At 43.0% G+C, this 16,714-nt stretch carries 12 protein-coding genes; 11 read left to right on the top strand and 1 reads right to left on the bottom strand.

The window, feature by feature from the left end; translation table 11 throughout:
- Positions 1-91: 91 nt before the first annotated feature.
- From ACDD58_RS01890 to carB, 5 genes are all read left to right on the top strand, one after another.
- A complete protein-coding gene (locus ACDD58_RS01890) occupies positions 92-1,294 on the top strand; it encodes a homoserine dehydrogenase (RefSeq protein ID WP_370775399.1) in 1,203 nt (400 codons plus the stop codon).
- A 1,143-nt stretch (positions 1,295-2,437) separates the two neighbouring features.
- Positions 2,438-2,788 (top strand): Hpt domain-containing protein, encoded by a 351-nt coding sequence (locus tag ACDD58_RS01885; protein WP_370775396.1) that lies wholly within the window; start codon positions 2,438-2,440, stop codon positions 2,786-2,788.
- 144 nt (positions 2,789-2,932) lie between these two features.
- The gene (locus ACDD58_RS01880; RefSeq protein ID WP_117922278.1) at positions 2,933-3,553 is read left to right on the top strand and encodes a manganese efflux pump; all 621 of its coding nucleotides are present in this window, start codon (positions 2,933-2,935) and stop codon (positions 3,551-3,553) included.
- 351 nt (positions 3,554-3,904) lie between these two features.
- The gene (locus tag ACDD58_RS01875) at positions 3,905-4,963 is read left to right on the top strand and encodes a carbamoyl phosphate synthase small subunit (RefSeq protein ID WP_370775394.1); all 1,059 of its coding nucleotides are present in this window, start codon (positions 3,905-3,907) and stop codon (positions 4,961-4,963) included.
- A 46-nt stretch (positions 4,964-5,009) separates the two neighbouring features.
- Entirely contained in the window at positions 5,010-8,216 is a 3,207-nt protein-coding gene (gene carB / locus ACDD58_RS01870) for a carbamoyl-phosphate synthase large subunit (RefSeq protein ID WP_195441660.1), read from the top strand.
- Between the two features lie 190 nt (positions 8,217-8,406).
- On the opposite strand, the gene ACDD58_RS01865 is transcribed toward carB, so the two are convergent.
- The gene (locus ACDD58_RS01865; protein ID WP_006855174.1) at positions 8,407-9,702 is read right to left on the bottom strand and encodes an HD-GYP domain-containing protein; all 1,296 of its coding nucleotides are present in this window, start codon (positions 9,700-9,702) and stop codon (positions 8,407-8,409) included.
- A gap of 225 nt (positions 9,703-9,927) precedes the next feature.
- Here ACDD58_RS01865 and ACDD58_RS01860 point away from each other — a divergent pair, with 225 nt between their 5' ends.
- From ACDD58_RS01860 to ACDD58_RS01835, 6 genes are all read left to right on the top strand, one after another.
- On the top strand, positions 9,928-11,067 hold the full coding sequence (locus ACDD58_RS01860) for a cell wall hydrolase (RefSeq protein WP_243442205.1): 1,140 nt from the start codon (positions 9,928-9,930) through the stop codon (positions 11,065-11,067).
- Positions 11,068-11,412: 345 nt separating this feature from the next.
- Positions 11,413-12,594: an acetyl-CoA C-acetyltransferase gene (locus tag ACDD58_RS01855; protein ID WP_015560964.1), complete on the top strand. Its 1,182-nt coding sequence runs from the start codon at positions 11,413-11,415 to the stop codon at positions 12,592-12,594.
- A 93-nt stretch (positions 12,595-12,687) separates the two neighbouring features.
- Entirely contained in the window at positions 12,688-13,560 is an 873-nt protein-coding gene (locus ACDD58_RS01850) for a 3-hydroxyacyl-CoA dehydrogenase family protein (RefSeq protein WP_015520873.1), read from the top strand.
- A 29-nt stretch (positions 13,561-13,589) separates the two neighbouring features.
- Positions 13,590-14,744 (top strand): acyl-CoA dehydrogenase, encoded by a 1,155-nt coding sequence (locus tag ACDD58_RS01845; RefSeq protein WP_370775391.1) that lies wholly within the window; start codon positions 13,590-13,592, stop codon positions 14,742-14,744.
- A 56-nt stretch (positions 14,745-14,800) separates the two neighbouring features.
- Positions 14,801-15,583, top strand: coding sequence for an electron transfer flavoprotein subunit beta/FixA family protein (locus tag ACDD58_RS01840; RefSeq protein ID WP_006855163.1), 783 nt, complete (start codon positions 14,801-14,803; stop codon positions 15,581-15,583).
- A gap of 26 nt (positions 15,584-15,609) precedes the next feature.
- A complete protein-coding gene (locus tag ACDD58_RS01835) occupies positions 15,610-16,659 on the top strand; it encodes an electron transfer flavoprotein subunit alpha/FixB family protein (protein WP_370775390.1) in 1,050 nt (349 codons plus the stop codon).
- Positions 16,660-16,714 lie beyond the last annotated feature (55 nt).

Below are 16,714 nucleotides of genomic sequence, written 5' to 3'. Positions count from 1 at the left end.
CATGTAATGTGTGTAAAATGATTTAAAGATAATAAAGTCTGTCCGAGGGGATGGAATCTATTGTCTGACAGACTAACTTGGAGGATGAAAAATGAAAGCAGCAGTAATGGGATATGGAACAATTGGTTCTGGTGTCGTGGAGGTACTTGACATCAACGGGAGCAGCATTGCAAAGCGTGTCGGAGAGCCGGTAGAGATCAAATATGTACTGGATTTAAGGGATTTCCCGGGAGATCCGATCCAGGATAAGATCGTACACGACTATAAGACGATTGCAGAAGATCCTGAGGTAAAGATCGTCGTTGAGACCATGGGAGGTGTGGAACCGGCTTATACCTTTGTAAAAGCAATGTTAGAGGCCGGAAAACATGTTACTACTTCAAACAAAGCGTTAGTAGCAGCAAAAGGAGCAGAGCTGATCGCACTTGCAAAAGAGAAAAATGTTAACTTTATGTTCGAAGCAAGCGTCGGTGGCGGTATCCCGATCATCCGTCCGTTAAATTCTTGTCTGACTGCTGATGAGATTGAGGAAATCACAGGAATCGTCAATGGAACAACGAACTATATGATGACTGAAATGTCAGAAAAAGGTGCTGATTTTGATGAGGTATTAAAAGATGCACAGGCAAAAGGATATGCGGAGAAAGATCCGACAGCCGATATTGAAGGGTATGATGCCTGCAGAAAGATTGCAATTCTGACATCACTTGTCTGTGGACAGCAGGTAGATTTTGAGGATATCCACACAGAAGGAATTACACATATCTCTGCGACCGATATTAAATATGCAAAAGCCATGGGAAGAGCCATTAAACTTCTTGCAACAAGCAAAAAGACAGACGGCGGGTATGTTGCAATGGTTGCCCCATTCTTATTACCGAAAGAGCATCCGTTATATAATGTAAACGGTGTGTTCAATGCAATCTTTGTCCGTGGAAATGTACTTGGAGATGCAATGTTCTATGGAAGCGGTGCAGGAAAACTCCCGACAGCCAGTGCGGTTGTAGCAGATGTTGTGGAGATGGCAAAGAATGTTGACAAGAATATACCGGTGGAGTGGAGTTCAAAGAAATTAGAGCTGGTAGATTACCGCAGCGCAAAGAACCGTTTCTTTGTCAGAGTGTCAGGTACAGATAAGGCATCTGTGGAAAAAATATTTGGAAATGTAGACTATATTGATGCGCAGGGTGTTACAGGAGAACTTGGCTTTGTAACAGAAGAGATGACAGAAGAGGCTTTAGAGAACAAAAAAGCAGCATATGGGGAAGTGTTGAATGTCATTCGTGTAGCGTAAAAAGAAAAGCAGGTCGTGAATCACGTGAGGGCGGTTCAGGGGTTGCTTTTTTTGTAATCTTATGAAATACCCGACTAATTGTGGTTTGTGGGTGACATGAGTTTCCCTGTGTAGGGTGGTTCCGGGGGATTTCGATTGGCAAATTGCATCAAGCTGGGACTGTTTTGTTTCCGTTGTCCGAAAATAAGACAATCTAAGGCTGCCTGGTTCAGGTTGTGGCGGAGTGACGTGTGCGTCTTAAATGTGCCATCCGGGCACATTAAGACTTGTGCTGCCGTCCGTGGCAGCACAACACTGTGTTGCGGACAGGCAGTCTAAGATTGGCTAATTTTCTCCCAAAGTCACAAAACGAGTCCCGGCTTGATGCGATTTGCCAGCCGCAAGGTTGTGAACCACCCTTCGCCGGGGAACTCATTTTACAACCTTGGGTGGTGCGTAAATTTTTAGTGTTTTATGTGTGAATCTGATTAAAAAAATATTTTCAAATAACTATATTCAATAGTTTATTATTTTTTTGATTACACTGGCAAAAACCTCGATATATAACACTATGCTCATATTTATTGCCATACACATTTGAAAATATTTTGTGTTATTGGTCTGGAAATTTACGAAAAAATTCATGTAATACAATGTAGCAGATGGAAAATCTGGGAAGTCATTAGGTTGAATATTAATGATACAGCACATTAGCATTTTAAGCATATTTCCATTTGTGCGAATATCAAAAATTCGCACCTACGCCCCCAGTTTTGAGATGAACCGCCCACCCAAATGGTGTTCATAACCTGACGGCTGGCATCTTGCGCAAAGCCGAAGCTGATTTTGTGACTTTGGGAGAAAATTAGAAAATCTTAGTGTGCCTGTAGATATACAGTGATGTTCTGCCACGGATGGCAGAACAAGGCAGCATCGAGTCATGGATGACTCGTTGTTGCCGGTCACGTCACTCCGCGAAAATCTAACTCAGGCACACTTAGACTTTTCTTATTTTCGTACAACGGAACAAAAATTACTTCGGCTTTGCGCAAGAAGCCACTCACAGACTTGCAACACATCATTTGGACGGGCGACTCATATCACCCATAAACCATCATTTGTTGGATAATGAACTAAAAAACTTAACGCGAAAGGGGAGCAAATATGACGCTGGAAGAATGTTACAAGGAGATGGACGCAGATTTACAGGAGGTCTTACGGCGGCTCAAGACGGAGGAGAGGATCGGGAAATTTTTAAAACTGATTCTGACGGATACGAATTATGAGTCGCTGTGTAAGGCACTGGAAGAAAAGGATTATGAGCAGGCGTTTACACATGTACATAATTTAAAGGGACTTGCGATGAATCTGGGACTGACGCCGCTTCTCATTCCGACACAGGAGTTATGCGAAGAACTTAGGGATGGCGAACCGGAAAGGGAGCTTAAACCGCTTTTGGATGAGGTGGCGGCGGCTTATCAGAAAGTCCTTGGTATTGTCGAAAGACTTGACTGAGATAACAGTGTGAAAAGCTGGAATTTTGGCTGATTCTTTGTAATGAGTTATTCGGAAATGGAGAACAGTATCAAAGGTAAAGATGCATTTTTGAATCTCTGACATATGATAAAACAGAAGGTTTTATGTCTGAGGTAGAAAAAAGTGCAGGTAATTCTTTTGATCATAGCTGTCAGTGTGGATGTCTTTGTGGCGTGTGTGGCGTGTGGGAGTGAGCAGATAAAGATCGGATCTGTGGCAGCGTTATGCATCAGCACGGTCTGCAGTGGAATATTAGGGATATCACTTTATGCGGGGATGGCGTTACAGGGGATACTTTTAAAAAAATATGCAATATATTTAAGTTTTTTCGGACTGCTTGCAGTGGGAATTTTTAAGCTGACAGAGTATGCGATCAGAAAATATATTGAGCGTCATAAGTTCCTCTGTAAGAAAGTCAAAATCTCTTTTTCACAGCTCAGTTTTATTCTGAGTATCTACAACAATCCGGTAATGGCAGACCGCGACCATTCGGCGACCATGTCGTGTGTGGAGGCTGTATTTTTTGCACTTGCAATGTCACTGGATGGGATGTTTGGAGGGCTGGGTGCAGGATTTGGCGGAAAGTATATTTTTCTTACGGTGCTTGGAAGTTTTGTCGTCAGTTTCTGTGCAGTACTTTGCGGATGCAGGATTGGCATGCAGGCATCTAAGCGGTGGAAAGCCGATGTATCGTGGCTTGGAGGCGTGTTGTTTGTAATCCTTGCGTTTCAGAAGATGATATAAGACGCCGGCTGCCCATTGCTGCGGGAAAATCAGGAAAGCCTGTTACTATGTATGTCTTGTATGACATTTTGGTAATAAAATTTTCCTGCGTGTGGGCAGCACATACTGCCGCTTTCTGTGGATTTGGAAATAATGTATAAATATACATAAATATGCATAAAATCTTGGTACTATTTGTTTTTGGAAAAAGGTTGAAAAAAGTCTTATGATATGATACACTTTTTACAATTTAAGAAAAAGACTATAGGTACTAATAAGGGAAAGTTCAGTCAGGGGACTGTCTGGATGGAAAAAGAAGAAAAACGGCGACGTTTTTTTTTTTGGAAAAAAGGTGAAAGGACAGGGAAACGAATGAAAGCTCATTTAATACTCGAAGATGGGAATGTATTTACCGGAACAAGTATAGGTTCTACTAGGGAAGTCATCAGTGAGATCGTATTTAATACGTCGATGACAGGTTATCTGGAGGTTCTGACTGATCCGTCATATGCGGGACAGGCGGTTGTTATGACTTATCCGCTGATCGGAAATTATGGAATCACACCGGATATGGAGTCAGGCAGACCATGGCCGGACGGATATATTGTAAGGGAGTTATCAAGGATGCCGAGTAACTTCCGTGAGGAGGGAACAATTCAGGATTTCCTTACGAAATATGATATTCCTGGTATTGCAGGGATCGACACCCGCGCACTGACAAAGATCCTTCGTGAGAAGGGAACCATGAATGGTATGATCACCACGAATGATAACTATAATATAGAAGAAATTATTCCCAGATTAAAAGAATACACGACAGGTAATGTTGTGGACAAAGTTACCTGCAGTGAAAAACGAGTATTAAAAGGAAAAGGCAAGCGTGTTGCCTTGCTTGACCTTGGAGCAAAAAATAATATTGCCCAGTCTTTAAATAAACGCGGCTGTGAAGTGACGATCTATCCGGCGCATACCACAGCAGAAGAGATTCTTGCATCGAATCCGGATGGAATCATGCTTAGCAACGGACCTGGAGATCCAAAGGAGTGCAAAGAGATCATTGCTGAGATTAAAAAATTATATGATTCCGATACTCCGATCTTTGCAATCTGTTTAGGACATCAGCTTATGGCACTTGCAACCGGAGCTGATACACATAAGATGAAATACGGACACCGTGGCGGCAACCATCCGGTAAAAGATTTAGAAACCGGAAGAGTATATATTTCCTCCCAGAATCACGGTTATGTGGTAGATACGGATACACTTGATCCGGTGATCGCGAAACCGGCATTTGTGAATGTAAACGATGGAACCAATGAGGGACTTTCCTATGTAGGCAAAAACATTTTTACCGTACAGTTCCATCCGGAAGCGTGTCCGGGACCGCAGGATTCTGCATACCTGTTTGATCGTTTTATTTCGATGATGTAGAAAAATTCTTACGTTATTGTTTAACAAATTTTAGGAGGAAGAATTAATGCCAAGAAATCATGACATAAAAAAAGTTTTAGTAATTGGTTCCGGCCCGATCGTAATCGGACAGGCTGCAGAGTTTGACTATGCAGGTACACAGGCATGCCGCTCATTAAAAGAAGAAGGCGTTGAGGTTGTGCTGGTAAACTCAAACCCGGCGACGATCATGACAGATAAAGATATTGCAGATCAGGTTTACATTGAGCCGCTTACGGTATCCGTCTTAGAGAAGATTATCGCAAAAGAAAAACCGGACAGCGTACTGCCGACTTTAGGTGGACAGGCCGGATTAAACCTCGGTATGGAATTAGAGGAAAAAGGCATACTTGAAAAATATAATGTCAGACTGATCGGTACAACAGCAGAGACGATTTTTAAAGCAGAGGACCGTCAGGCATTCAAAGATACCATGGAAAAGATCGGTGAGCCTTGTGCAGCATCCCAGGTCGTACACAACGTACAAGATGGTATCAAGTTTACCAATACCATTGGTTATCCGGTCGTACTTCGTCCGGCATATACGCTTGGCGGAAGTGGCGGTGGTATCGCACATAACGAGACCGAGCTGGTTGAGATCTTAACAAACGGTCTGCGTCTTTCCCGTGTCGGAGAGGTATTGGTAGAGCGTTGTATCGCAGGATGGAAAGAGATCGAGTATGAGGTAATGCGTGATGCGAACGGCAACTGTATCACCGTGTGTAACATGGAAAATATCGATCCGGTCGGTGTACATACCGGTGATTCCATCGTTGTTGCACCTTCCCAGACACTTGGCGATAAGGAATACCAGATGCTCCGTACATCTGCATTAAATATTATTTCCGAGTTAAATATCACCGGAGGATGTAACGTACAGTATGCATTGAATCCGGACAGCTTTGAGTACTGCGTCATCGAGGTTAACCCGCGTGTATCCCGTTCTTCTGCACTTGCATCCAAGGCAACCGGATATCCGATTGCAAAAGTTGCCGCAAAGATCGCATTGGGCTATACCTTAGACGAAATTAAAAATGCAATTACCGGAAAAACTTACGCAAGTTTCGAGCCGATGCTTGACTATTGTGTTGTAAAGATTCCGAGACTTCCATTTGATAAATTCATCACGGCAAAGAGAACCCTGACCACACAGATGAAGGCAACCGGAGAGGTTATGAGTATCTGCAATAACTTTGAGGGTGCATTGATGAAAGCAATCCGTTCCTTAGAGCAGCATGTGGACAGTTTAATGTCTTACGACTTTACCGGACTTTCCGATAAAGAGTTAGATGAGCAGCTGCATGTAGTGGATGACCGCCGTATCTGGGTGATCGCAGAGGCACTGCGCAGAGGCGTAAGCTATGACAAGATCCATGAGATCACGAAGATCGACCGCTGGTTTATTGACAAACTTGCCATCCTGGTTGAGATGGAAAACCAGTTAAAGAATGAGCCTTTGACTGTAGAATTATTAAAAGAAGCAAAACGCATCGAGTTCCCGGACAGCGTTATTGCAAAACTGACCGGAAAGACCGAAAAAGAGATCCATGACATGCGTTATGAAAATGGTATCGTGGCAGCATTCAAGATGGTAGATACCTGTGCCGCAGAGTTTGAGGCATCCACACCGTACTACTATTCCGTATTCGGAAGCGAGAACGAAGCCATTGAGACAAATCCGAAGAAAAAAGTACTTGTACTTGGTTCCGGACCTATCCGTATCGGACAGGGTATCGAGTTTGATTACTGTTCCGTACACTGTACCTGGGCATTTGCAAAAGAGGGATGGGAGACGGTTATCATTAACAATAACCCGGAGACAGTTTCTACCGACTTTGATATTGCTGACAAACTTTATTTTGAGCCTCTGACACCGGAAGATGTAGAGAGCATCGTAAAGCTGGAAAACCCGGACGGAGCTGTCGTGCAGTTTGGTGGACAGACCGCGATCAAATTAACCGAGAGTCTGATGAAGATGGGCGTTAAGATCCTTGGAACAAAAGCAGAGGATGTCGATGCGGCAGAGGACCGTGAGCTTTTCGATGAGATCCTGGAAAAAACACAGATTCCGAGAGCTGCAGGTGGAACTGTATTTACCGCAGAGGAGGCAAAAGAAGTTGCAAACCGTCTCGGCTATCCGGTACTGGTAAGACCTTCCTATGTACTCGGTGGACAGGGTATGAAGATCGCATTCAACGATGATGAGATCGAGGAATTTATCGGTATCATCAATCGTATCGCACAGGATCACCCGATTCTCGTAGATAAATATTTACAGGGAAAAGAAATCGAGGTCGATGCTGTATGTGACGGAACCGATATCTTAATTCCTGGTATCATGGAGCATATCGAACGTACCGGTGTACACTCCGGAGACAGTATTTCCGTATACCCGGCACCGACGATCAGTGACCATGTAAAAGAGACAATCGTTGAGTATACGAAACGTCTTGCACAGGCACTGCATGTCATCGGACTGATCAATATCCAGTTCATCGCTATGGATGAGCAGGTATATGTCATTGAGGTAAACCCGCGTTCTTCGAGAACTGTGCCATACATCAGCAAAGTCACCGGTATTCCGATCGTTGATCTTGCAACGAAAGTAATTATCGGTGATACCATCCGCGGACTTGGCTATGAGCCGGGGCTTGCACCGACCGCAGATTACATTGCGATCAAGATGCCGGTATTCTCCTTCGAGAAACTGCGTGGCGCTGAGATCTCCTTAGGACCGGAGATGAAATCAACCGGTGAGTGTCTTGGTATTGCAAAGACCTTCAACGAGGCTCTCTACAAAGCATTCCTTGGCGCAGGCGTAACTTTACCGAAGTACAAACAGATGATCATGACAGTAAAAGATGCAGATAAACCGGAAGCAGTCGGTGTTGCAAAACGTTTTGAGGCACTTGGCTACAAGATTTACGCAACGAGAAGCACCGCAAAATATTTACAGGAGCACGGCGTCAATGCACTTCGTGTCAACAAGATCTCTCAGGAGTCACCGAACGTTATGGACTTAATCTTAGGACATAAGATCGACCTTGTCATCGACACACCGACACAGGGAAATGGTGATAAGACCAGAGACGGATTCCTGATCCGGAGAAATGCAATCGAGACAGGTGTTTACTGTATCACAGCAATGGATACGGCAAATGCGTTGGCACGCAGCTTAGAGACTGCGACCGATGATCTGACACCGGTGGATATTGCGACCGTAAAGAACTTGTAGTTTTTTGAATCTTATAATATAGAAAAAACAGCACAAATCCAAAAGGAGGCGTGCTGTTTTTGCTTTTGCGGAATATGGATATTGGCGACAACATGAAAAAACGACATGAAAGCAGTTAAGAAATTGCTTTCATGTCGTTTTTTATATCGCCGGAATATCCACTCCAACATATAGAAAAAAGTCGCGCGGATTAACGGAGTTTCATTTTTTTGCGCGGTTTCTTTTGGGCCAGTGGTTTTTCTGTGCCCAAAGCATCCTGCGGGATCACAGATGCACTACTCATTAAGGCGCTTGCCGCTTTTTGTTCCAGTTTACTTTGATTGTGCTGTGCAATCTGAAGCTTGACCTTGCGGAAACGGTCTGCCGTTTCTTTGATGTAGGCATCGGAAACAAAATGCTTTACAGAATCTTTATCCAATGCGATACGGTTGTCCATGGTTTTCATGATATCTGTGATCTTTAAAGATTTGTTGATCACCGGGTCACTTAAATCGTATATCATGTTTGTGGAAAACTTCAGTACCATCGGATGAAGAAAATCAGCCGGATTCTCTGCAAGCACAAGGGCTTTTTCGCCATCGGAAAGATCTACACATGCACCGGTAGGAAGAATATGGATACATTCTGCTAAAGCGGAAAGTACGAGCGGATTGTAGGTGGCTTTATCCTTTTTCAGACGTCCCATGGCAGCAATTTCTGAAATTGGCGGTTTGTTAATGTTCATTGCGGTCAGATGGTCAAATTCGTCCGCTACTGCTAAAATATCGACGAGAAGACGGATATTGTCTGCCGGTTCTTTGACTTTTAAAGTACGGCTGTTTTTAAAAATGATCTGCTGGATAATATCAAGCGTATGTACCGGGAATTTATAATCACCACGGTCCGGGCGGAGTGTTTCATAACCGCGCTCTAAGTTGAGCTGGATAAAATCCTTATCTGCTGTTGTAAGGTCATCCCCTTTGTCTAACACTGTCTGTGGTACATACAGATAACCAAAATCGTAGAGAAGCGCAGCTGTGATAAGGGCTGTCTGTTCTGCAGCAGGCAGATGCATCTGATTTGTGATCATCGCACAGAGAATGCCGACACTGATGGAATGTTTGTAAACAAAATCTGCAGAACTTCGCAGGTTTTGTGCAAAATTTAATTTGTGATCAAGACTGCCGTAATGTGTCTGGATGTCTCTGACGAGATCGCTCAGCGAAACAGGTGCTTGATTGGCCTGCAGACGATCCATATTTTCTTTTAATTTAAAAACATATATAGTCTGGAACTGTTCGAATTCAAGATCCTCTCTGGAAAGAGGCGGTACCGGCTCTGCCGGCTCAAGAATAAAAATACCGATCAGACCAAAGTTTTCGATACTGTTAATACCCTGCATGGTTAAAAGTGTGTCTCTTTCATAAAGAAGAACACCCATCTTATTGTAGATTGGTTTTGCAAGTCTCATGCCGGGTTTTAAATCTGCTGTTTTTACAAATTGCATAGGTAAATCCTCCCCCTGTGATGATTATCAGGCTCTTTTTATACCATATCCAGACATCAGATGCCTGAATATTCCCCCAATAATGGTATGTGAAAAAATTAATATTCATATTGTGCTTTACATGCTATAATACCATATTAATAGAAGAAATACAATGAACGAAAAATACAACAGTAGCAGAAAGCTTACTGTTCAGCCGAAAGGAACAGCATGAGACACAATTTTTTGAGAAGAATCCTGGGAGGAATACTGACCGGCTGCATACTTGTTACGGCAACTGTCCATGCAGGAACGACACAGAAAGATATTGATAAGGCAAAAGACCAGATCACAGACCTTAAGAAACAGAAAGAAGATGCGAAAGATCAGGTGGACAGCCTGACCAATGAAAAACAGGGATTGGAGAGCGACCTTAGCGGACTGAACGGACAGTTAAATACGATCACTTCCGATATGAACCAGTTAGAGCAGCAGGCAGCGCAGAAAGAGGACGAGATCAATACGGCGGCGGAAGATCTGAAACGTTCCGAGGAACGATCTGCAGAACAGTATGAAGATATGAAAGTGCGCATTCAGTATATTTATGAAAATGGCAATCAGTCTGTATGGGACATGCTTATTCATGTGTCCTCCATCGCAGAATTTTTAAATCAGGCGGAATATACAAGTGCAATCAATCAGTATGACAGAAATATGCTTACGGCATATCAGGAGCTCACGGAGCAGATCAAAAAACAGAAAAAGGAACTCGAGGAGCAGAAGGAAGAACTGACTGTATTACAGCAGGAAAAACAGAAAGAGCAGGAAAAAGTCAACAGCCTGATCGAGGATACGCAGAAGAAGATACAGGAATCCAGCGAGAAAATTGAAGATGCACAGTCCGATGTGGAATCGATCGATGCAAAGATCGAGAAAATGATCGAATACGAAAAGCAGCTTGAGATACAGAAGGCAAAAGAGGATGCTGCGCGCCTTGCAGCCATCAAAAAGCAGGAACAGGAAAACAGGTCGAATGTGACATACGCACCGGCCCAGAGCGATGCGTATCTGTTAGCTGCCATCATCCAGTGTGAGGCATGGGGCGAGTCATATGATGGAAAACTTGCGGTGGGCAGCGTGATCATGAACCGTGTCAGAAGTTCCTATTTTCCGAATACAGTTTCCGGTGTGATTTATCAGGGAGGGCAGTTCTCTCCGGTTGCCAGCGGTCGTCTTGCATACCGTCTGGAGCAGGGAGTTGCTTCTGATTGTATGAGTGCAGCACAGGCGGTGCTGGGTGGAACGAGCACAACAAATTGTCTGTATTTTCGTGTGAATAACGGCATTATAGAAGGAACAGTTATAGGTAATCATGTGTTTTATTAAACAAAATGATAAAATGATAAAAATTTAACAAAAAACCCCGCAAAATGGAGCAAAAAGGATGTAAAAAATTGTTTACAAGGATGAAAAATAAAGAAAGCTATTGCAATTAATTGTGAAATATGTTAGCATATGAAAGTACAAGAAATGCAGAAAAATAGCTGATTACATAGCAAATAAGCTTTTTAAAATGAAAGAAAAAAAGATAAATTTCAACCGAAAGTTTGAATTTATTTTTTTAAAAAAGATTGTTAAAAAATTAACAGCATTTTTCGGCAACTTTAAAGAGAAAGAAACAAATTCTCTGCAAAAGCAGAGCTTTGTGTTAAATTGAAAGGAGAATTCAAAATGGCAAAGAAAGTAGTTTTAGCAGGTGCCTGCCGTACCGCAATCGGTAAAATGGGTGGAGCATTAAGCAATACTCCAGCAGCAGACTTAGGTGCAATCGTTATCAAAGAGGCTTTAAGAAGAGCAAACGTTAAACCGGAGATGGTTGACGAGGTAAAAATGGGTTGTGTAATCCAGGCAGCTCAGGGACAGAACGTTGCACGTCAGGCAGCAATCAAAGCAGGACTGCCAATCGAAGTTCCGGCAATCACGATCAACGTTGTTTGTGGTTCTGGTTTAAAATGTGTCAATGATGCAGCTACCATGATCATGGCAGGTGAAGCTGATATCGTTGTTGCAGGTGGTATGGAAAACATGTCTATGGCACCATATGCTATGACAAAAGCTCGTTTTGGATATCGTATGAACAATGCAACGATCATCGATACAATGGTAAATGATGCATTAACAGATGCATTCAACCACTATCATATGATGATCACTGCAGAGAACGTATGTGATAAATATGGCATTACAAGAGAAGAACTTGACGAGTTCTCAGCAAACAGCCAGCAGAAATGTGAAAAAGCAATCGCTGAAGGCAAATTTGATGATGAGATCGTTCCGGTTCCTGTTAAAGTGAAAAAAGAGATCGTTGATTTCGTGAAAGATGAGGGACCACGTGCCGGTACAACTGCTGAGTCTTTAGCAAAATTAAAATGCTGCTCCGGTAAAGAGGGCGGACTTGTTACAGCAGGTAACGCTTCCGGTATCAACGATGGTGCAGCAGCAATCGTTGTTATGAGTGAAGAAAAAGCAAAAGAGCTTGGTGTTACACCAATGGCTACATGGGTAGCAGGTGCTCTTGGTGGAGTTGAGCCTGAAATCATGGGTGTTGGACCTGTTGCTTCTACAAGAAAAGTATTAGCAAAAACTGGTTTATCTATTGATGATATGGACTTAATCGAAGCAAACGAAGCATTCGCAGCTCAGTCTATCGCAGTAGCAAGAGATCTGAAATTCGATATGTCAAAAGTAAACGTAAACGGTGGTGCAATCGCATTAGGACACCCGGTAGGTGCTTCCGGATGCCGTATCCTTGTTACATTACTGCATGAGATGCAGAAGAGAGACGCTAAGAGAGGTCTTGCTACACTTTGCATCGGCGGTGGTATGGGATGCTCTACAATCGTTGAGAGATAATAGTTTTTTATAGTAATTCCCGGGGAATGACTTCCCGGGGATTGCATTTTTCAAACATACAGTTAACATAATTATTTTCAGGAGGTAACCGAAATGAAGGTTGGCGTTATTGGTGCAGGAACTATGGGACAGGGCATTGCAAAAGCATTTGCTCAGGTAGAAGGATATGAAGTAGCACTTTGCGATATCAAGCAGGAGTGGGCTGAAGGCGGAAAAGAGAAAATCAAAAAAGGTTATGCAAGATTAGTAGAAAAAGGAAAAATGACACAGGAAGCTGTTGATGGCATCCTTGCAAAAATCACTCCAGGTTTAAAAGAAGACCTTTGCAAAGACTGTGATCTGATCGTAGAGGCAGCTTTCGAGAACATGGAAGTAAAGAAAACTACTTTCAAAGAATTAGACGAGATCGCAAAACCAGATTGTATCTTCGCTTCTAACACATCCAGTCTTTCCATCACAGAGATCGGAAACGGATTAAACCGTCCAATGGTTGGTATGCATTTCTTCAACCCGGCAGACCGTATGAAACTGATCGAGGTTATCGCTGGTGTGAATACTCCGGATGAAACTGTTTCCGCTATTAAGAAAATTTCTGAAGAGATCGGAAAAACTCCGGTACAGGTTAATGAGGCTGCTGGTTTCGTTGTAAACCGTATCTTAATCCCAATGATCAACGAAGCTGCATTCATCAAAATGGAAGGTGTTTCCGATATCGCTGGTATCGATGCAGCTATGAAACTTGGTGCTAACCACCCAATGGGACCGTTAGAGTTAGGTGATTTCATCGGTCTTGATATCTGCCTTGCTATCATGGATGTACTTTACAAAGAGACAGGCGACAGCAAATATCGTGCATGCCCACTGATCCGTAAGATGGTTCGTGGTGGTAACCTTGGAGCAAAGAGCGGCAAGGGATTCTATGTATACAATGCTGATCGTACAAAGACTCCGGTCGATGCTCAGTAAAATAAATATTTATGGAGGAAAATTAGATCATGGATTTCACTTTAGACAAGAAACATGAAATGGCGCGTTCCTTATTCAAGGAATTTGCTGAAACAGAAGTAAAACCGCTTGCACAGGAAACAGATGAGACAGAAGCTTTCCCGGCAGAAACGGTTAAGAAAATGCAGAAATACGGATTCATGGGAATCCCGGTTCCGAAAGAATATGGTGGACAGGGTTGTGATCCTCTTACATACGTTATGTGCGTAGAAGAGTTATCTAAAGTTTGCGCAACCACAGGTGTTGTTGTATCTGCACATACATCTCTCTGCATCGATCCGATCATGACATATGGTACAGAAGAGCAGAAACAGAAATATGTAAAACCACTTGCAACAGGCGAGAAGTTAGGTGCATTCGCATTAACTGAGCCGGGTGCTGGTACTGATGCACAGGGTGCACAGACAAAAGCTGTTTTAGATGGTGACGAGTGGGTATTAAACGGATCTAAATGTTTCATTACCAACGGTAAAGTTGCAGACGTTTATATCGTAATCGCAATCACAAGCATCACAGAGGATAAGAGAGGCAGAAAGAAGAAAAACTTCTCTGCATTCATCGTTGATAAGGGAGCTCCAGGCTTCTCATTCGGAACAAAAGAGAAGAAGATGGGTATCCGTGGATCATCTACTTATGAGCTGATCTTCGAAGACTGCAGAATCCCGAAAGAGAATCTGTTAGGACCGGAAGGAAAAGGTTTCCCGATCGCAATGCACACACTTGATGGTGGACGTATCGGTATTGCTGCTCAGGCACTTGGTATCGCTGGGGGCGCATTAGACAGAGCTATCGCTTATACAAAAGAGAGAAAACAGTTTGGACGTTCAATCGCACAGCAGCAGAATACACAGTTCAAACTTGCTGATATGGCTGCAAGAATCGAAGCTGCACAGCTTTTAGTTTACAAAGCTGCAATGGCAAAAGCTACTCAGAAAGTATATTCTGTAGAAGCTGCAAAAGCGAAATTATTCGCAGCAGAGACTGCAATGGCTGTTACAACTGAGGTTGTTCAGTTATTCGGTGGATACGGATATATCAGAGAGTACGATGTAGAGCGTATGATGCGTGATGCTAAGATCACTGAGATCTACGAGGGTACAAGCGAAGTCCAGCGTATGGTAATCTCCGGTGCACTGTTAAAGTAATTTCGAATCAATCCGCGTAAAATTTAAACATATAAAACATAAGGAGTGAAAAATACATGAATATCGTAGTATGTATTAAACAGGTTCCTGATACAAAGGGCGGCGTTAAGTTCAACCCGGATGGAACGCTTGACAGAGCAGCAATGCTTGCTATCATGAACCCAGATGATAAAGCTGGTCTTGAAGCAGCACTTAGAATCAAAGATGAGACAGGAGCAAAAGTTACAGTTCTTACCATGGGACTTCCAAAGGCTGATGCAGTTCTTCGTGAAGCATTAGCAATGGGTGCTGATGAAGCAGTTCTTGTAACAGACCGCGTATTAGGTGGAGCTGATACATGGGCAACATCTACCACAATCGCTGGTGCACTTCGTAACTTAGACTATGACCTGATCATCACAGGACGTCAGGCTATCGATGGTGATACTGCACAGGTTGGTCCTCAGATCGCTGAGCATCTTGGACTTCCGGTTATCTCTTACGCAGCAGACATCAAAGTAGAGGGTGATTCTGTTGTTGTAAAACGTCAGTACGAAGACAGATATCATGAGTTAAAAGCAAAAATGCCTTGTCTGGTAACTGCTCTTTCTGAATTAAATGAGCCGCGTTACATGACACCGGGCGGAATCTTCGATGCATTTGACAAAGAAGTAACCGTTTGGGGCAGAGCAGACTTAAAGGATGTTGACGATTCTGATCTTGGTTTAAAGGGATCTCCTACTAAGATTGCAAAAGCATCTGATAAAGTTGCAAAGGGTGCTGGTGAGAAAGTAAACCTTGATCCGGCAGAATCCGTAGCATATTTGATCGGTAAATTCAAAGAGAAACACATTATCTAATAAAAAAAGGAAAAGTGGTGAATAACATGGCATTAGAAGAATATAAAGGAGTATTTGTCTTTGCACAGCAGGTAGATAACGTATTAGATGGCGTTGCATTTGAGTTACTTGGAAAAGGCAAAGACTTAGCAAAAGATTTAGGTACAGACGTAACTGCTGTATTAATTGGTTCTGGTGTAAAAGGATTAGCAGATCAGTTAGCTGAGTATGGTGCTGACAAAGTTATCGTAGTAGATGATCCTGAATTAAAAGACTACAGAACAGAGCCGTATGCTCATGCATTAGCATCTGTAATTAACGAGTTCAAACCTGAAATCATGTTAGTTGGTGCAACTGCTATCGGCCGTGACTTAGGACCTACTGTTTCTGCAAGAGTAAAAACAGGTCTGACAGCAGACTGTACATCTCTTGAGATCGGTGATTTCCCACTGGTTGCTGCACCTGGTAAAGAATCAGAGCAGAAACACAACCAGTTATTAATGACACGTCCTGCATTTGGTGGTAACACCATCGCAACAATTGCCTGCCCGGACAACCGTCCTCAGATGGCAACTGTACGTCCAGGTGTTATGCAGAAGATCGCTCCGATCAGCGGTGCAAAAGCAAACGTTGTAGAGTACAACCCGGGATTTACACCAAACAACAGATATGTTGAGATCTTAAACATCGTAAAAGCTGTTAAGAGCACAGCAAACATTATGGAAGCAAAGATCCTTGTTTCCGGTGGTCGTGGAGTTGGTTCCAAAGAGAACTTCAAACTTTTGGAAGATCTTGCAGAGGTACTTGGCGGTACTGTAAGCTGCTCCCGTGCAGTTGTAGAGAATGGCTGGTTACCAGTTGATTTACAGGTAGGTCAGACAGGTAAAACTGTTCGTCCTCAGATCTACTTTGCAATCGGTATTTCCGGAGCAATCCAGCATGTAGCTGGTATGGAAGATTCTGACCTGATCATCGCAATCAACAAAGATGAAGATGCTCCAATCTTCGACGTAGCTGATTATGGTCTGGTTGGTGATCTCAATAAGATCGTTCCAGCTTTAACAACAGCATTAAAAGCTGAGTTAGGCAACAAATAATATAGGTGGACAACCTGTAAGATAGAAAGCCCGTCTTTCATGTTTGGATTCTGTG

Origin of the sequence: Roseburia sp. (assembly GCF_041325975.1) — a bacterium.
Lineage (GTDB): Bacteria > Bacillota > Clostridia > Lachnospirales > Lachnospiraceae > Roseburia > Roseburia rectibacter.
This window is presented reverse-complemented; position numbering and strand designations above follow the sequence as displayed.